The following is a 17,646-nucleotide window of genomic DNA, read 5'->3' as shown; positions in this document are numbered from 1 at the left end:
AAGGTATTTAACGTTTTTGTTAAAACCTGAACATTGGTAACGCTAGCTGTTTTTAGATCCCATTATTGCTTTTTGAACTGGCAATAACTCAATACTGAAAGTAACGTAAAGAATACGGGATCACTCCAACCGAAACCGACAAAGAGTCCTGTAACTCCAGCGTATAAAGTGATTGCAACGCCGAGCAGGTTGCTAATCAGCAGTGCAAGAAACAATTTTTTAGCCACAACCCCTGACTCAACCTCTCTTAACAACAAACTTATCGCGGCTATTCCGCCTAAGAAAATACTGTTATGTTGAGATAAAAAATATGCATATCTATCGTTCAGCTCTATCCCGTACATGGGCCATATAATCGCAGGGATGAAAAACAAGGCTAAAGCAAATATGCCATAAATAATGCCATGTGTAGTTAAGAAGGTTTTATTGTTCATCACTGCCAACTCCTGTGGTCGGGGCACGATTAATAGCTGATAAAGGCGCATTGATATCGAATATATAGCCTCTAATATCTGTCACCCCCATCTTTTTTAAGCGGGCTGAATGCATCTCCAAATAAGTTTGTGCATAGGCTTCATTTTCAAATAAGTAAATACCACCACCTAATTGGGCTTTTTGATTTTCAGTCCAGATTTTCCAAATCATGCCCGGTTCATGGTTTATCGATTCAGCCAGTCCAACCAGCATCGCCGACATTTCATCACCAAATGGACCTGTAAAATCGAAATCTACTTGTAATAATTTTTGCATTCTGTCTCTCCAATCGCGTATTGATGCGTAGCATAAAGTAAAGGGTAAAATAAAGAGTAAGCGAGATGCTTTTGCTTGCTCTTTGTTATAGGCACTATAATATCAATGAAAATTGAACATAAAAGTTCATAAAACTGCGTGTAACTGTGGAATAAATAGACCAATGAGATTAAAGACAACACTAGATCAATGGCTGACCTTATCTGAAGTTGATAAGGCGGGAAGTATTCAAGCTGCCGCGACAGTATTGAATAAGAGCCATACCACCTTGATCTATGCAATTAAGAAGCTTGAAGATCAACTTGGCGTATCACTTGTTAAAATTAAAGGTCGACGGGCTGTACTTACTGAGGACGGTAAGTCGTTATTACGCAGGGCGCAGTCGATGATTGATCAAGCGCAGGCCTTAGAGGAAATAAGCTCTCAGTTAACACAGGGGATGGAATCTGAGCTGGTGATTGCCATTGATCATCTATGCGACCGACAGTGGCTGTATGGGCCGTTGGCTAGATTCCTTGCGCAGAACAGTACGACATCGATTAAAATTGTAGAAACATCGTTATCAAAAACCACGAGCATGGTAGCAGAGCAACAAGCTGATATTTCTATTATTAACTTTCCAATCACTAACCATCCCTGTGAATCATTTGGTACTGTGAGTATGTTGCCAGTGGTTATAAAAGGGCATCCATTAGCGGATAAGGCTGAACCTTGTTTGGCTGATTTAACGGTCAATAGACAAATTGTCATCCGAGATTTAGGCGTGGAAGATAATATTGATGTGGGTTGGTTAAAGTCGAGTCAGCGTATTACGGTCGATAACTTTGATCACGCTTGGCAGGCGGTTAAGCAAGGTTTGGGTTATTGTCGTTTACCAAAGCATATTGTTGAGCAGAATAAGGATTGCGACATAGTAGTGCTTAACGTCGAGTATTCAAATCGTTACCATGTACCTTTGCATCTCACTTTGCCAAAAGGGGCAAAGACCGGGTCTGCGGCGAAAGGGTTATATTATCTGTTATTGGCATCGGTAGATGAAAGATAACAGCGGTGCCTAGCATCCTTGCTGGCACCTTTAATAACCTCACTACCATGTTTGCAATACTGTTATGAAACTAGGTCGTGTTGGATAAGGCTAATTTGGTAGGTAAGGCTGAGCTTCCTTAATGATTGTTTCAATGGCTTCCTGCAATTCAAAAATCTCTGGTTCGACATCTTCGATTTCAGCACCCTTACGTAATCCGCGTTCAATCTGATCGGCCAGGTTCTGGATTGGTAATACCCCGCAACAAGCAGCACCGCCGTGGAACTTATGAATGATTTTCTTAAATTCAGAGCGTGACAAGCTACGTGCTAATGCTTGTTCCAAATGCTCGCTTATTTCAGGCAGACTATTGATAAACATTTCTAGCATATCTACCGCAAGATCCTCTTTACCCATAGAGCGTTGTAAGGTCAAGGGCCAATCTAAAATGTGATTTTTCACGATCGTGTTATCGTGTGATGAGCCACTCCATTGTTGCAGGGTACGCTTAAGAATCGATTCATCAATCGGTTTCGTTAAGTAGTCATCCATCCCTTTGCTCAAGAGGCGGTCACGCTCACCGCTCATTGCATGTGCGGTGACTGCAATGATAGGGGTAGATTGGTTACGCGTACCTGAGCGAATGGCTCTACAAGCGCTAATACCGTCCATGATCGGCATTTGGATATCCATAAAGACAATATCAAAATCCATTTCATTGGCTTTCGCCACTGCCTCTGCACCATTGGAGCATATTTCTATCGTCGTGACTGAATCGGCTAGCATTGCGCTAATTAATTTCAGATTCGCAGGATTATCATCGACGGCTAAAATAGACAGGTCAACTTTGGCTTTTGGTTTTTCTATTTTTAACTGTGGTATCGGTTGTTGATCTGGTTTATCGAGGTAAGCTAATGCGTTCACTAATTTACGGTGATTACACGGTTTCGTGAGGCAGTGTTTTGCGCCGATACGAATGATCTCTTCTTGTAGACAAGGATCGGATGAATTAATGAGTACGACGACTGCGGCATCAATGTCATGGCACTGGCTCATTTTGTCATACATCGGCGTTAAGTTGCTTTCATCATTTTGGGCAATCACTACACAATAGTAAGGCTGATTAATATAGTGTCGCCATTCTGCTTCATTAGCACAATGTAATACGTCTAAATCCCAGCTATTCAGCAATGATATTAATGAGCGAGCAGAGTAGTTATCTGCTTCATACAAGAGTACTTGTTTACCTTTAAAGTTACTTACCGGTAAAGGTTCAGATAATGAATTAGCGGTAACATTAAATTTCAATGAAAATTTAAAGTTAGAGCCTTGGCCTAAATCTGAATCAAGTGAGATCTCACCACCCATAAATTCAACTAAGCGCTGGGTAATAACAAGTCCTAATCCGGTACCGCCATAACGACGTGAAATACTGGTATCAGCTTGATTAAAGGCTTGAAATAATTGTGCTTGTTGCTGATCAGAAATACCAATACCGGTATCGCGAATATTGGTCTGGATAATGACTGTATTATCTGTCCATTCTAATAATTCGATGTGGATATCAATATTACCGTTTTCAGTAAACTTGATGGCATTGCCAAGTAAATTGGTGATCACTTGTTGGAAACGGAATGGGTCACCAATTATACCGTCAGGTACGTTTTTATCGACGTGTAGGGATAATTCAAGGCCTTTATCATGCACGGTTGGCGCGAGTAGGATGGCGGCCTCTTCAATGGTGTCTCGCAGATTAAAGGGGATTTGTTCTAAGGTCAGTTTACCGGCTTCAAGTTTAGAGAAATCGAGAATGTCATTAATAATGTTAAGTAGATTATTGGCCGATTTTTCAATCGTCTGCAAATAATCGGTTTGATTCGGGCTTAGCGATGTTTTTAATAATTGACGAGAGAAACCAATCACACCATTGAGCGGTGTTCTTAATTCATGACTCATGTTCGCCAAGAATTCAGATTTAACCCGTGCAGCGGCTTGAGCGCGTTTTTTAGCCATATCCAATTCAATATTTTGGATCTCAATCTGTTCTAACGTTTCGCGTAAATCCGAGGTTGCCTGATCAATATTTTGCTGCATTTCCTCATGATAAGCCGATAGTGATTTAGCCATGGAGTTAATACCATTTTTGAGCAGGGCTAATTCACCGGTGTGATCGCCGGTGACTCGGGCATCAAGCCGCCCCTCCCTGATCCTATCGACTACGGTGACCATATCGGTAATGGGTTGGGTTACGTTCTTCACTAATCGCCAGGAGAAGATAAGCGCAGTGAAAAAGCCCAGTAATACAATGAACACCGACACGGTGGTATCACGGTATTGCAGTAATATGGCTTTGTCTCGAATTAATTGAATAGATAAATAACCTAGGATCTGCTCTGGGTTTTCTAAATTTAGTGGGAAGCTGTTATTGTCAATTTCCGCAATAATAGGTGAACGTAGAATAATGTAATCATCAAGCACTTCGACTTGCGTGGTTTCCGGTAATTTTATCCCATCGGGATTTTTCAATACCGAAAAATTACGGTGATAATTACTGGTTACAAAGAGTTTATTATTGGTATCAAAAATGGCGATACTTTTAATCGTGGGGGCAAATTTACGATGGGTTAAACCGAGCAGTTTTTTCAGCGATTCACGGCTGTTTTGCAACATCCCGTATTCGCTGGCAATCGCCAGTGGTTCGATAATATTAACACCTTGCTCAATAAGCACCGTTTCCAATTGCTGATAGCGGTTAAAGGTGAAATAGCTGGCTAATAACGTACCGATCAAAACAGTCGGTAAAATTGTCAGCGACATTACTTTGGCACGAAGTCCGTATTTAGTCATAAAGTCATCTTATTGGTATCGGGTTTAATGCCATCTACAGAAGTTATTTAAAGTATAAAGCGGAAAAGCAGGTTAGAATAATACCCTAATGATGACATAGGCAATAGTTGTATATCAATATGGCGCAAATTTATAAAGCAAAAAAAGTACAGAAAACTCCGAGTAAAGCGGTCGAGATCACTATTGAGAAGTTAGATCACCAAGGTCTAGGTTTTGGTCGTCTTGATGGCAAAGCGATATTCGTTGCTGGTGGACTACCAGGTGAGCGCGTATCAGTGAATATTATTGAGCAAAAAAAGCAATATGCGAAAGCAACATTAAGAAAAGTATTAGCGCCATCAGAGCAAAGAATTGAACCAGCATGTCCACATTATGCCACGTGTGGTGGCTGCAGTTTACAAACACTGGATAGTGAAGTTCAGGCTGATTATAAACAAACTGCGCTGTTTAGTTTGTTACAGAATTTCAGTAAAAATAATGATATTAACTTTGCCGATCCTATTTTATCCCAGCCTTGGGAATATCGCCGTACAGCGCGTTTAAGTGTCATGTTCGATCGTAAAGCCAAGCAATTAGCCTTTGGTTTCCGTGAGCGTAACAGCAAATCATTGGTTGCGATTAATCAGTGCCCTGTATTAGTGCCAGCTTTGTCAGTATTGATTCAACCTTTACGCGCATTACTTGCTACGCTTACAGTACGTCGTGATTTAGGTCATATCGAGTTGTTTGCGGTAGATTCTGGCATTATTTGCTTGTTCCGTATTTTGAAACCGCTAAATGAGAAAGACCAAGGTTTATTACAAGCGTTTGCTAATGAGCAGCAAGTCAGTGTTTATCTGCAACCTGAGCCTGAATCGGTTGTTAAATTAACGCCAGATACACCTGCCGCATGGTATCAGCTTAGTGACGGTGAATTTAAACTCAGTTTCACGCCGGGTAATTTCATTCAAGTTAACCCTGTCGTGAATAACAAGATGGTTGCGCAAGCACTAGACTGGTTGGATTTAAGCCCTGAAGACCGTGTATTAGACTTGTTCTGTGGTGGTGGTAACTTTAGCTTACCAGTTGCGCGTTTATGTCATTCTGTTGTGGGTGTTGAAGGCGTTGATGAAATGGTGCGTCAGGCGCAAATCAATGCAGCGACGAACAATGTCGACAATGCAACCTTCTATCAAGCAGATTTATCGGCTGACTTTTCTAAGCTACCGTGGGCTAAAAATAGCTTTGATAAAGTACTATTAGATCCGGCGCGTGCAGGTGCTGCTGAAACAGTGCAATATTTACATAAACTAAAAGCAAAGAAAATTGTCTATGTATCTTGCAATCCGGCAACATTAGCGCGAGACTCGAAGTTGTTGATGGAAAAGCATTATAAATTAACACGCCTTGGTATGATTGATATGTTCCCACAAACTGGGCATGTTGAGTCAATGGCGTTATTTGAACGCGTTTAGAGATGAACGTGTGTATTTTTGTTTAATCTTGTTAGGAATTAAGACATGGTTGCGGTACGTGATTCTCATTTGACCAATCCGGAAGACTTTGATGCGAAGACCTGGACGTCTTCGCTAGCACTCACCTCGACAGAGCAAGATGAATTATTTGAGTTATATTCTCAATTAGCATTAAAAGAAGCAGCTGAATCTCTTGAAGATGAAGCTGGTTTCCGTTTCCCGTTGCTTGCTTACGGGGTGGAAATGATCGAAATATTGATGACGATGGATATGGACATGGATACGCTAAAGGTAGCCTTGTTGTATCCATTTTTTGATGCCAAATTATATAATAATGAACAAATTGAAAGTTTGTTTGGCAGTAAATTATTACCATTACTTGTTGCTGTTGTTGAGATGGACGCGATCCGTACGCTACAAGCGAAATCACAAAAACCATCTGAAACGCAGATCGATAATCTACGTCGTATGTTAATGGCGATTGTTGATGATGTGCGTGCCATTGTGATCAAGTTAGCGGAACGTATTTGTCATCTTCGCCAAGTTAAGAATGCTTCTGAAGAAGAACGCGTTTTGGCAGCAAAAGAAATTGCTGATATCTATTCTCCGCTGGCAAACCGTCTTGGTATTGGTCAGTTGAAATGGGAACTTGAAGATCTTTCGTTCCGTTATTCTCACCCTGATACGTATAAGCAAATAGCGAAGCTGTTACTTGAACGCCGTATTGACCGTGAAGAGTTTATCGACAGCTTTGTATCGCAAGTTAAAGAAGGTGTTGAAGCTGCTGGTGGTCGTGTTGAAGTGTATGGTCGCCCTAAACATATCTACAGCATCTGGAAAAAGATGCAGAAGAAGAATTTGGATTTCACCGGTCTTTATGACGTACGCGCTGTACGCGTGATCGCTGCAGAGTTGCAAGATTGCTATGCCGCATTAGGTGTGATCCATAACTTATTCCGTCCGATTCCCAGTGAGTTTGATGATTACGTGGCGAACCCGAAAGCCAATGGTTATCAATCTATCCATACTGTGGTTGCCGTTGGCGACGAGAGTAAAGCGGTTGAAGTGCAGATCCGTACCAAACAAATGCATGATGACGCCGAATTAGGTGTTGCTGCACACTGGCGTTACAAAGAAGGCGCTGATAGTACTAAAAAAGGCAGCTACGAAGAGAAAATTGATTGGTTGCGTAAGTTACTGGCATGGCAAGATGACATGGCAGAAAGCGGCAGCTTAGTTGATGAACTACGTAGTCAGGTATTTGATGATCGCGTTTATGTGTTCACGCCTAAAGGTGATGTGGTTGATATGCCACAAGGTTCAACGCCGTTAGATTTTGCCTATTATGTGCATAGTATGGTTGGTCACCGTTGTATTGGGGCCAAGATCAGTGGCCGTATCGTGCCGTTCACGTATGAACTGCAAACTGGCGATCAGATAGAAATTATCACCCAGAAAAACCCAAACCCAAGCCGTGACTGGTTATTACCAAACTTAGGTTACGTAAAATCAGCGCGCGCGCGCGCTAAGATCAATACGTACTTTAAACGTTTAGACCGCGATAAGAATGTGGCTGCGGGTAAAGACATGCTGGAAGGTGAACTGCACAAACTTAAGCTACAGTTGTCTGATGCTAGCTGTGCGTTTGAGCGCTTTAATTCTAATACCTTAGAAGATTTATTAGCGCAGGTTGGTAGTGGTGATGCACGCCTTAACCAAGTGATTAATCACATTAAGGTGTTGTTGTTACAGCCTACAGCGGAAGAAGAAGATAAATTAGCGTTAGAATTGGTTGATCAACAAGTTCTAAAATCACAAAACCAGGCAAAGAAGAAACGCAGCAAAGATCATATTGTTGTAGAAGGCATGGGTAACTTGATGACGCATATCGCCAATTGCTGTCAGCCGATCCCTGGTGATGAGATCGTTGGTTATATTACGCAGGGTCGTGGTATCTCGATCCACCGTAATGGCTGTTTGCAGTATGCTGATTTAAGCAGTCGTCAGCCAGAACGTATCATTGATGCGGTATGGGGCGGTGACTTTAGTGGTGGCTACGGTGTTACGCTCGTGGTACATGCAAGTGATCGCAGTGGACTATTGCGTGATTTAACGACTATTTTTGCCAATGACCGTATCCATGTTGTTGGTATGAATACGCGTACAGATGCGAAGTTACAAACGGCGACATTAGAAATTAATATTGAGTTATTTAATATCGATACGCTAAGCCATTTGACTAACCGCATGAGTCAGGTCAAAGGGGTTATTTACGCTAAACGCTTAAAATAAAAGTAATCTGGCGCACTATAATCTAGATGTACGAATAGGGAGGGGGAATACAAATTTTTGTTGTATTCCGCCTCCCTTAATTTTATCTAAAATACAGCTGCAAATGGATTTTATTTGTTAAGGAAGACCAATGATTTATCACTCAATTTCTAATTTACACAAGCGTGTGACACTCCTCGTCGCCTCTCTGTTGCTACTTTCTGCTTGTAGTAGCAAGCCGATTCAATTTCCTGAATCACAAACAAATTATTGCACTGATATTACGAGTAACAATGGCCCAATGCTGGGGGAATATCTTAAACCGGTTGAGAATAAAATGGTTGCTCAGACCGGAGTATACGTATTAGAGCAAGGAATAGAGGCAATGTTGTCTCGGGCCTGGTTAACGGAACGTGCCGAAAAAACAATTGATGTACAATATTTTATTTTCTCCACCGATAATATTGGCTTGATTGCCGCGGATTACTTGGTTAGAGCCGCTGAGCGTGGCATAAAAGTACGGGTTCTCGTTGATGATATTATGGTGGAAGCCAATGGTGAAGATTTATTAACTTTAGCTAAACATGAAAACATATCAATAAAAATTTATAATCCGATGCTTAATGTCGGCAAAAACTTCTTTGATAAAGCGATTAATCTAACGACGAACTTCCATCAGCTAAATCAGCGTATGCACAATAAAACCTTTACGGTTGATGGGCAAGTGTCGATCACTGGTGGACGCAATGTCGCTGATGAATATTTTGGCTACGACCACGAATATAACTTCCGTGATCGTGATGTATTACTCGTTGGCGGTGTTGCTAATGATATTCAAATGTCATTTGATCATTTTTGGGATAATGAATTAAGTGTTGATATACAAGCGTTAATTAAGGAGAGTGGGCAATCTTCTGTCCCACCGAACTTTACCGCTTTGCATGAATACGCCTGTGATCCCAGTAATTTTGTACCAAGTGTCAGAAACAAGATTAAAAACATGCCGTTAGCCATCGAAGAAATACAGCAAAAACAAGAACTGCAATGGTTAACGGATGTGGAATATATCTCGGATGTACCGGGTAAAAATGACCAAACTGAATTTTTAGGCGGCAGTGGTATTGCAACCGAACGTTTAGTTGAATTACTACAAACAGCAACAAAATCGGTGGTGATCCAGACGCCTTATTTGATCACCACAAAACATACCCGTCACCATTTTAAGAAACTGGTCGATAAGGGGATTGAAGTTAAGATCCTGACGAATAGCCTCGCATCAAATGATAATTTAGAGGCGTTTAGTGGTTATCAAAGAAATAGAAAAGAATTGCTCAACACCGGGGTCGAAATTTATGAATTTAAGCCGGATGCTGAGATACGTCGTAAGATCATGTCGGAAGTCATGCAAGAGCAGCTTGAACAACCGCCTATATTTGGATTACATGCCAAGACAATGGTTATCGATGATGACATTGCAGTGATTGGTACTTTTAATCTTGATCCCCGCAGTACTCACCTTAATACTGAAAACTTTGTGATTATTCCATCTAAAAAAATGGCTGGCGAAGTGAAAAAAGGCATGTTGGAAGAAATGCAGCCGGAAAATGCGTGGAGAATTAGTCTTGATTGGAATCCCGATGGTGGAGTCAGTAAGTTCAAGCAACTGGGCGTTAAACTGAGAAGAGTTGTCCCAAAGAACATACTTTAGTTTAGTGGTTTCTTTTTAATCCAGTTACTTATATAAAAACGTGGTTGATGTGTACCTAATTTCAGGTATATTTATAGAACAATCAGTAATTGTATTTAGGGATGAACACAATGACACAGACTAAGCTTTCACTTCGCTTTACCGTGGGGGGGATGTTTCTACTCGCCACCATTTTAACCACGCTGGTGGCAATTTCACTGCAATATCACTTTAGTCAAAAGATGGCAACGGAGCAGGCGCTATCTATGTTGTCGGTGTCATCTGCAGAACTGAGTGAGTATGTACAAGATCTAGAGTCTGATGCAACCAGTACCGCAAAGTTATTAGTATCGATTAGCAGAACGCTTGATATAGATGCCGATGAAATTGATATTCGCGATATCTTATCGAAATCAATGGAAGATAACCCCCTCTTTTACAGCATCTATATTGGCGCTGATAATAACCAATTTTATCAAGTTATCAACCTTGATTCTTCGCCGATAGTTCGAGACAAAATAGTTGCAGATAGTAGTGACCGTTGGGTGGTGATCAAAATTTCTGGTGAGCCCACCAAGCGTATCCGCGAGACGTATTATTATAATCATGATTTCGAGTTACGTGAATTAAAAGCAACTCAAAGTAATTATTTTCCTAGCGAACGACCTTGGTTTGTCTCTGCTAATGCCGATGACGTCACCAAAACTAAGCCTTATTTATTCCAACACTTAAAGATCACTGGCCAAACTTATTCTTTGCAGTTTTCGTCGAAGGCGAATAGTCAAAAAAGTTATGTACTGGGCATTGATATTGTCCTGTCGTCGTTAGCGAGTAAACTATCCGTTAATCAGCTTAATCTTGGTGATGATGCGGGGGTTGAATCATTTATCTACCTTAAATCGGGCGATGTCATTGCCTCTAATCGTCAAAATAGCGAAACTATTACAGTTCCTCCAGCTAAGCCACTCGACTTAAGCCCGGCACAAACCCGCGCATTAAGCCAAATAACCTCTATAAAAATGTCGAATCAAAATGATTGGGCGCCGATAGATTTTGCCGCATCAGGTGAGCCGAAAGGTTATGCGATTGATCTCTTAAATCTTATTGAAGATATGACGGGTATTGATTTTGAATTTATTAATGGTTTCACTTGGGGGGAGTTGGTTGATAAATACAATAACGGCTCACTGGATGGTTTGCACTCTCTACAGCAAGCAAATGAAGATACCATTAAAGGGCTCTATTCAGAGCCTATATATAATTTACCCTTTGCCATAGTAACTAAAGATAACCAGCCTTATATTAGTGACTATGCTGACTTGCAAGGTAAGAAAGTCGCCATCTTAGCTGGTTGGTCAATTATCCCGTCGTTAAAGCAAGAATTTCCGAATGTTGAACTGGTTGAATTTAAAACCTTAAAAGCCGCATTTAAATCTGTGTCAATGGGAGAAAACTTTGCATTGCTTGATAGTGGCGCGGTATTAGAATCGGGGTTGATGCAATATTTTCATCGCAATTTACAATTACACAGGCTATTTAGCATTGCACCGCAAGGGTATTCATCAGAATTTCATATTGTGCTTAATGAGCAATACGCCGAACTGATGCCAATCATTAATTTAGCTATTCGCAATATCACGCTAGAGCAACGACAGGTGCTGAAAAGTAAATGGATGGATAATCGGCAGTTGGTTAGGGGTAATATCATGATCCCTTACCCGGAGCTATTAGCATTAGCGAATCAAAAAAGTGCATACGGAAAAATTGTTGAACGGGTGATTGATGGCGAGGCGCAGTTTATTTATATTAGCCCGATTAAACCAGGTAATAATGCGACGGAATTCTTTTCTGTGATAATCCCGAAAGAGGTTATTTATAGTGGCGTCAATCAACGTATCGCGATGTCAGTGGGGATCACGCTTGGTATCATGCTGTTGATATTACCGTTAGCCTGGCTATTCAGTGGGCCTATTGTGCGTCCTATTTATAAATTACGTCTGCAGGCTCAACAAATAAAAAATCGGGAATATGATCAGGTGAAGTTGGTTGATACACCGATCAAAGAGATATGGGAGTTATCGACATCATTAAACGAAATGTCTATGGCATTAAAGCAACACGAGCTCGCACAAGAAGAGTTTTTAGAGGCGTTTATTAAACTTATCGCCCAAGCGATTGATGACAAGTCTGCTTATACAGCGGGACATTGTAATCGTGTACCAGAGCTTGGCATTATGTTAGCTGAAGCAGCAGAGCAGAGTAATGCGACTTTATTCAAAGATTTTAAATTTGCTAATGCAGATGAGAAACGTGAGTTTAGGATCGCGGCTTGGCTACATGACTGTGGCAAGATAACAACTCCTGAACACATTGTTGATAAAGGCAGTAAATTAGAAACTAACTACAACCGTATTCACGAGATCCGAGCTCGGTTTGAAATATTGTGGCGTGATGCTGAAATAGCCGCGTTAACACAGCAACTAGCAGCACCCGCTGATAAAGCCGAAATAGCGGCAGTACTGGCATCAAGGCAGCAGCAACTAACCGATGACTTTGAGTTTATTGCGACTTCAAATGTGGGTGGTGAATTCATGAGTAACGATAAGATTGAGCGTGTGAAAGCATTATCATCGCAAACGTGGTTACGTCATTTTGACGATAGCATTGGCCTATCACCAGTCGAAGAGTTAGCTAAAGTATCGACATCATCAGGATTACCGGTGATTGAACGATTATTGTCTGACAAGCCAGAACATATTATCAAGCGTGAACGTAACGTTGAGTTTGATCCGAAACATGGTATTAAAATGGATGTACCTGAGCATCAATACAATTTGGGTGAAGTGTATAACCTGACGATTAGCCGCGGTACTTTAACGGCGGAAGACAGATATAAGATTAACGAACATATGATCAGTACGATTAAGATGTTAGAAAATCTGCCGTTTCCGTCGGAATTAAGTCGCGTGCCACGTTATGCTTCAACGCACCACGAAACACTTAAAGGCACTGGTTATCCGCGTAAGCTAACCGCTGAGGATCTTTCTATTCCAGAGCGAATCTTGGTTATTGCGGATATATTTGAAGCGTTAACGGCTTCTGACCGTCCTTATAAGAAAGCTAAACCGGTGAGTGTTGCCGTTGATATCATGTTCAAAATGGCTTTAGACCAGCATTTAGATATCGAATTATTTAAGCTATTTTTACAGAGTGGTACACATATTAAATATGCCCAAGAATATCTGAAACCTGAGCAATTAGATGAGGTTGATGTAAGTAAATACCTGCAGCCACAGCAAGCCGATGAAACGAACTTTAGTAAAAAATTAACTGCTTAATTACAGTTTTTCCACGCGATAAGCCATCTATAGTGGCCTATCGCGTATTATATTCCTCGCCTCGAACATTTAATGACACCACTCCAAATACGCGACATATCATTATATACTCCTTGATAAAGCATTTGCCTTTGGTTTATGACTTAGCATTATCTCTATGAGCCTAGATCTACGCTCTTTAGCTGAAAACTTTAATTAATAGGAGTTATTTTGAAAGAAAAGTACACGATCGCCGATTTGCATCAGATGCTAGAACAATTACGTAACCCAGATACAGGCTGCCCTTGGCACTTGCAACAAGATTTTAAATCGCTCACTAAATTTACCCTTGAAGAAGCTTACGAAGTCATTGACGCAATTGATAATAATGATATTAAAGGGTTGGAAGGTGAATTAGGTGATTTACTTTATCATGTCCTCTATTACTCACGATTGGGGCAAGAACAAGCCTTATTTAGTTTCGATGATGTTATCCAGCAACTTGCGAATAAATTATTACAACGTCACCCACATATTTTTGGTGAAATAAAACTACACTCCAAGGCTGGTATTATTGATGCATGGCAAAAACAAAAATCTAAAGAACGTTTATCAAGCCATGATAAAACAACGAATCTCAGTGCATTAGACAATATTCCTCATGCTTTACCCGCCTTAGTTAGAGCCGCAAAAATACAGCAGCGTGCAGCGGATGTTAAATTTGATTTTGAACATTATAAGCAAGCTTTATCAAAGGTTTACGAGGAGATTGATGAGGTCGTAGAAGAGGCTGATGCGCACATTGTAGATACAGATAAACTGGAAGAGGAATTAGGTGATCTGTTGTTCTCTGTTGTGAATGTCACTCGCCACTTAAAGCAAGACCCTGAGCAAGCACTCCGCAAGGCAAATGAAAAGTTTGAAAAAAGATTTAGACAGGTAGAAGTACTTGCATTACAGAATGGTAAGTCATTAAGTGATTGTTCTATAAGTGAAATGGAATCATTTTGGCAGAAAGTGAAATAAAATTACAACATATGATCTACCGCACAGTTATGGAAAAACGACAATGGTATACTTGTCAACATTGTGGGATGAGGGGGATTTGTTTATAATGTCGTCCCTTCTGGTATATATTCAATAATACTTATTTAATCCCTAACAACTTCAGGTTATGTATGACAACTAAGTACGTTTTTGTTACTGGTGGGGTAGTATCCTCATTAGGTAAAGGTATTGCGGCAGCATCATTAGCAGCTATTTTAGAAGCACGTGGCTTAAAAGTCACAATGATGAAACTAGACCCTTACATTAACATTGATCCGGGCACAATGAGTCCGATTCAACATGGTGAAGTATTCGTAACGGACGACGGCGCTGAGACCGATCTAGATTTAGGTCACTATGAGCGTTTTATTCGTACTCACATGACTAAACGTAATAACTTTACTACAGGTAGAGTGTATTCATCAGTGCTTGCAAAAGAGCGTCGTGGTGATTACTTAGGTGCAACGATTCAGGTTATTCCACATATTACTAACGAGATCAAAGAACGCGTAATCGCGGGCAGTGAAGGCTTTGATGTTGCAGTAGTAGAAGTGGGTGGTACGGTAGGTGATATCGAATCTCAACCTTTCCTAGAAGCTTTACGTCAAATGGGCGTGCAACTAGGTCGTGACCACACAATGTTTATGCATTTAACATTAGTACCTTATTTAGGTGCTGCTGGTGAAGTTAAAACAAAACCAACACAACACTCAGTGAAAGAGTTACGTTCAATTGGTATTCAGCCTGACATTCTAATTTGTCGTTCTGATCGTAATGTACCTGCGAACGAACGCGCTAAGATCTCGTTATTCTGTAACGTAGAAGAAAAAGCCGTTATCTCACTGAAAGATGTAGACAGTATTTATAAAATTCCTGCGCTATTAAAAGCACAAGGTTTAGACGAGCTCATTGTTAACCGTTTCGGTTTAACTGCACCAGAAGCCGATCTAGCTGAGTGGGAACAGGTTATTTTTGAAGAAGCTAACCCAACTGATGAACTTGTTATCGGTATGGTTGGTAAATACATCGAACTACCAGATGCTTACAAATCAGTAAATGAAGCACTTAAACATGGTGGTTTGAAAAACCGTTTCAGCGTGAAAATCAAATATATTGATTCACAAGATCTTGAAGCGAAAGGCACAGACATACTTAAAACTGTTGATGGTATCTTGGTACCTGGTGGTTTCGGTGAACGTGGCGTTGAAGGTAAAATTCTTGCAGCGAAATTTGCACGTGAAAACAACGTTCCTTACTTCGGTATCTGTTTAGGTATGCAAGTAGCGTTAATCGAATTCGCACGTAATGTTGCCGGTCTAGAAGGCGCACATTCAACAGAATTTAACCCAGAAACGAAGTTCCCTGTAGTTGGTTTAATTACAGAGTGGATTGACGAATCAGGTAACGTTGAAGAGCGTACTGGTAAATCAGACCTGGGTGGTACTATGCGTTTAGGTGCACAACTGTGTCATCTTAAAGCGGGTAGTAAAGTAAGAGAAATGTACGGTAGTGCGACGATTAAAGAACGTCATCGTCACCGTTATGAAGTTAACAACAATCTTTTACCACAAATCGAAAAAGCAGGCCTAAAAGTAACAGGTTTATCTGCTGATAAGAAATTGGTAGAGATTGTTGAGAATCCTAATCATCCTTGGTTTGTTGCTGCTCAATTCCACCCGGAATTCACGTCAACACCACGAGATGGTCACGCATTATTTGAAGGATTCATTAATGCTGCTGGTGAAAATAAAAAATCATCAACTAGCTAATCAGAGATTTTAATATTAGTGTCGCGGTAACGCGGCATACTTAAATTTTTAATAGTTAAGGAAATCAAAATGTCTAAGATCGTTAAAGTTCTAGGTCGTGAAATCATGGATTCACGTGGTAACCCTACTGTAGAAGCTGAAGTACATCTTGCTGATGGCTCCATCGGTATGGCTGCTGCTCCGTCTGGCGCATCAACTGGTTCACGTGAAGCACTTGAATTACGTGATGGCGATAAAGCGCGTTACTTAGGTAAAGGCGTACTTAAAGCTGTTGCAGCAATCAATGGTCCAATCGGTGACGCTCTAGCTGGTAAAGATGCACTAGCACAAGCTGAACTTGATCAAATCATGATCGACCTTGATGGCACTGAGAACAAAGCTTTATTTGGCGCAAACGCGATCTTAGCTGTTTCTTTAGCTGCAGCTAAAGCTGCTGCAATCTCTAAGAAAGTACCTCTTTATGCTCACATTGCTGATCTAAACGGTACTTCTGGTGTTTACTCTATGCCTCTTCCAATGATGAACATCATCAACGGTGGCGAGCATGCGGATAACTCTGTAGATATCCAAGAATTCATGATTCAACCTGTTGGCGCTGCAAACTTCCGTGAAGGTTTACGTATGGGTGCTGAAGTATTCCATAGCCTTGCTAAAGTACTTAAAGCTGCTGGTCATTCAACAGCTGTTGGTGATGAAGGTGGTTTTGCTCCTAACTTAGAATCAAACGAAGCTGCACTTGCTGCAATTAAAGTTGCTGTTGCAAACGCTGGTTATGAACTAGGTAAAGACATTACGTTAGCGATGGATTGTGCTGCATCTGAGTTCTACGACAAAGAAGCAAACATCTACGATCTTAAAGGTGAAGGTAAGAAATTCACTTCTGAAGAGTTCAACTTCTTCCTACAAGATCTTACTAACAAATATCCAATCGTTTCTATCGAAGATGGTCTTGATGAGTCTGATTGGGATGGTTTCGCACACCAAACTAAACTAATGGGTGATAAAATCCAATTAGTTGGTGACGATCTATTCGTAACAAACACTAAGATCCTGAAACGTGGTATCGACAACGGTATTGCTAACTCAATCTTAATCAAGTTTAACCAAATCGGTTCTTTAACTGAAACTTTAGCTGCAATCAAAATGGCTAAAGACGCTGGTTTCACTGTTGTTATCTCTCACCGTAGCGGTGAAACTGAAGATGCAACAATTGCTGATCTAGCTGTTGGTACTGCTGCTGGCCAAATCAAAACTGGTTCACTGAGCCGTTCTGATCGTGTTGCTAAGTACAACCAACTTCTACGTATCGAAGAAGCACTAGGTTCAAAAGCACCATACAACGGTCTTAAAGAGGTTAAGGGTCAAGCTTAATTTGCTTAACACTTAATTCTGAATAGATTAAAAAACCCGCTTTATAGCGGGTTTTTTTCACCTCTAATTTATTAATACGATTAAGTTATCCGGTAATGTGCGTATAATT

At 40.7% G+C, this 17,646-nt stretch carries 11 protein-coding genes; 8 read left to right on the top strand and 3 right to left on the bottom strand.

Annotation, left to right across the window (positions count from 1 at the left end; all coding sequences use genetic code 11):
* Nucleotides 1-62: 62 nt before the first annotated feature.
* Together JFU56_RS13470 and JFU56_RS13465 are read right to left on the bottom strand one after the other, a co-directional pair.
* A complete protein-coding gene (locus tag JFU56_RS13470; RefSeq protein ID WP_198437918.1) occupies nt 63-434 on the bottom strand; it encodes a hypothetical protein in 372 nt (123 codons plus the stop codon).
* Complete coding sequence (locus tag JFU56_RS13465; protein WP_198437813.1) at nt 424-750, bottom strand: monooxygenase; 327 nt, start codon at nt 748-750, stop codon at nt 424-426. Before JFU56_RS13465 ends, JFU56_RS13470 begins: the two co-directional genes overlap by 11 nt.
* Before the next feature lie 163 nt (nt 751-913).
* Between JFU56_RS13465 and JFU56_RS13460 the strand changes: the two genes are divergently transcribed.
* Complete coding sequence (locus JFU56_RS13460; protein WP_198437812.1) at nt 914-1,795, top strand: LysR family transcriptional regulator; 882 nt, start codon at nt 914-916, stop codon at nt 1,793-1,795.
* A gap of 90 nt (nt 1,796-1,885) precedes the next feature.
* Here the strand turns inward: JFU56_RS13460 and barA are convergent, their stop codons facing one another.
* Entirely contained in the window at nt 1,886-4,621 is a 2,736-nt protein-coding gene (gene barA / locus JFU56_RS13455) for a two-component sensor histidine kinase BarA (RefSeq protein ID WP_198437811.1), read from the bottom strand.
* 119 nt (nt 4,622-4,740) lie between these two features.
* Between barA and rlmD the strand changes: the two genes are divergently transcribed.
* The 7 genes from rlmD (at nt 4,741) to eno (ending at nt 17,537) form a co-directional block, all read left to right on the top strand.
* A complete protein-coding gene (rlmD, locus tag JFU56_RS13450; RefSeq protein WP_198437810.1) occupies nt 4,741-6,075 on the top strand; it encodes a 23S rRNA (uracil(1939)-C(5))-methyltransferase RlmD in 1,335 nt (444 codons plus the stop codon).
* Between the two features lie 45 nt (nt 6,076-6,120).
* Nucleotides 6,121-8,367 (top strand): GTP diphosphokinase, encoded by a 2,247-nt coding sequence (gene relA, locus JFU56_RS13445; protein WP_198437809.1) that lies wholly within the window; start codon nt 6,121-6,123, stop codon nt 8,365-8,367.
* 130 nt (nt 8,368-8,497) lie between these two features.
* A complete protein-coding gene (locus JFU56_RS13440) occupies nt 8,498-10,054 on the top strand; it encodes a phosphatidylserine/phosphatidylglycerophosphate/cardiolipin synthase family protein (protein WP_198437808.1) in 1,557 nt (518 codons plus the stop codon).
* 110 nt (nt 10,055-10,164) lie between these two features.
* Nucleotides 10,165-13,371 carry an HD domain-containing phosphohydrolase gene (locus tag JFU56_RS13435; protein WP_198437807.1) on the top strand — a complete coding sequence of 1,069 codons (3,207 nt, stop codon included), beginning with the start codon at nt 10,165-10,167 and terminating at the stop codon, nt 13,369-13,371.
* A 210-nt stretch (nt 13,372-13,581) separates the two neighbouring features.
* Nucleotides 13,582-14,376 carry a nucleoside triphosphate pyrophosphohydrolase gene (gene mazG / locus JFU56_RS13430; protein ID WP_198437806.1) on the top strand — a complete coding sequence of 265 codons (795 nt, stop codon included), beginning with the start codon at nt 13,582-13,584 and terminating at the stop codon, nt 14,374-14,376.
* Between the two features lie 152 nt (nt 14,377-14,528).
* Nucleotides 14,529-16,166: a CTP synthase gene (locus tag JFU56_RS13425; RefSeq protein WP_198437805.1), complete on the top strand. Its 1,638-nt coding sequence runs from the start codon at nt 14,529-14,531 to the stop codon at nt 16,164-16,166.
* Between the two features lie 69 nt (nt 16,167-16,235).
* Complete coding sequence (gene eno / locus JFU56_RS13420) at nt 16,236-17,537, top strand: phosphopyruvate hydratase (protein ID WP_198437804.1); 1,302 nt, start codon at nt 16,236-16,238, stop codon at nt 17,535-17,537.
* Nucleotides 17,538-17,646: the final 109 nt, after the last annotated feature.

Origin of the sequence: Moritella sp. F3 (genome assembly GCF_015082335.1) — a bacterium.
Taxonomy (GTDB): domain Bacteria; phylum Pseudomonadota; class Gammaproteobacteria; order Enterobacterales; family Moritellaceae; genus Moritella.
The sequence above is the reverse complement of the archived record's forward strand: the minus strand, read 5'-3'. Positions and strand labels throughout refer to the sequence as shown.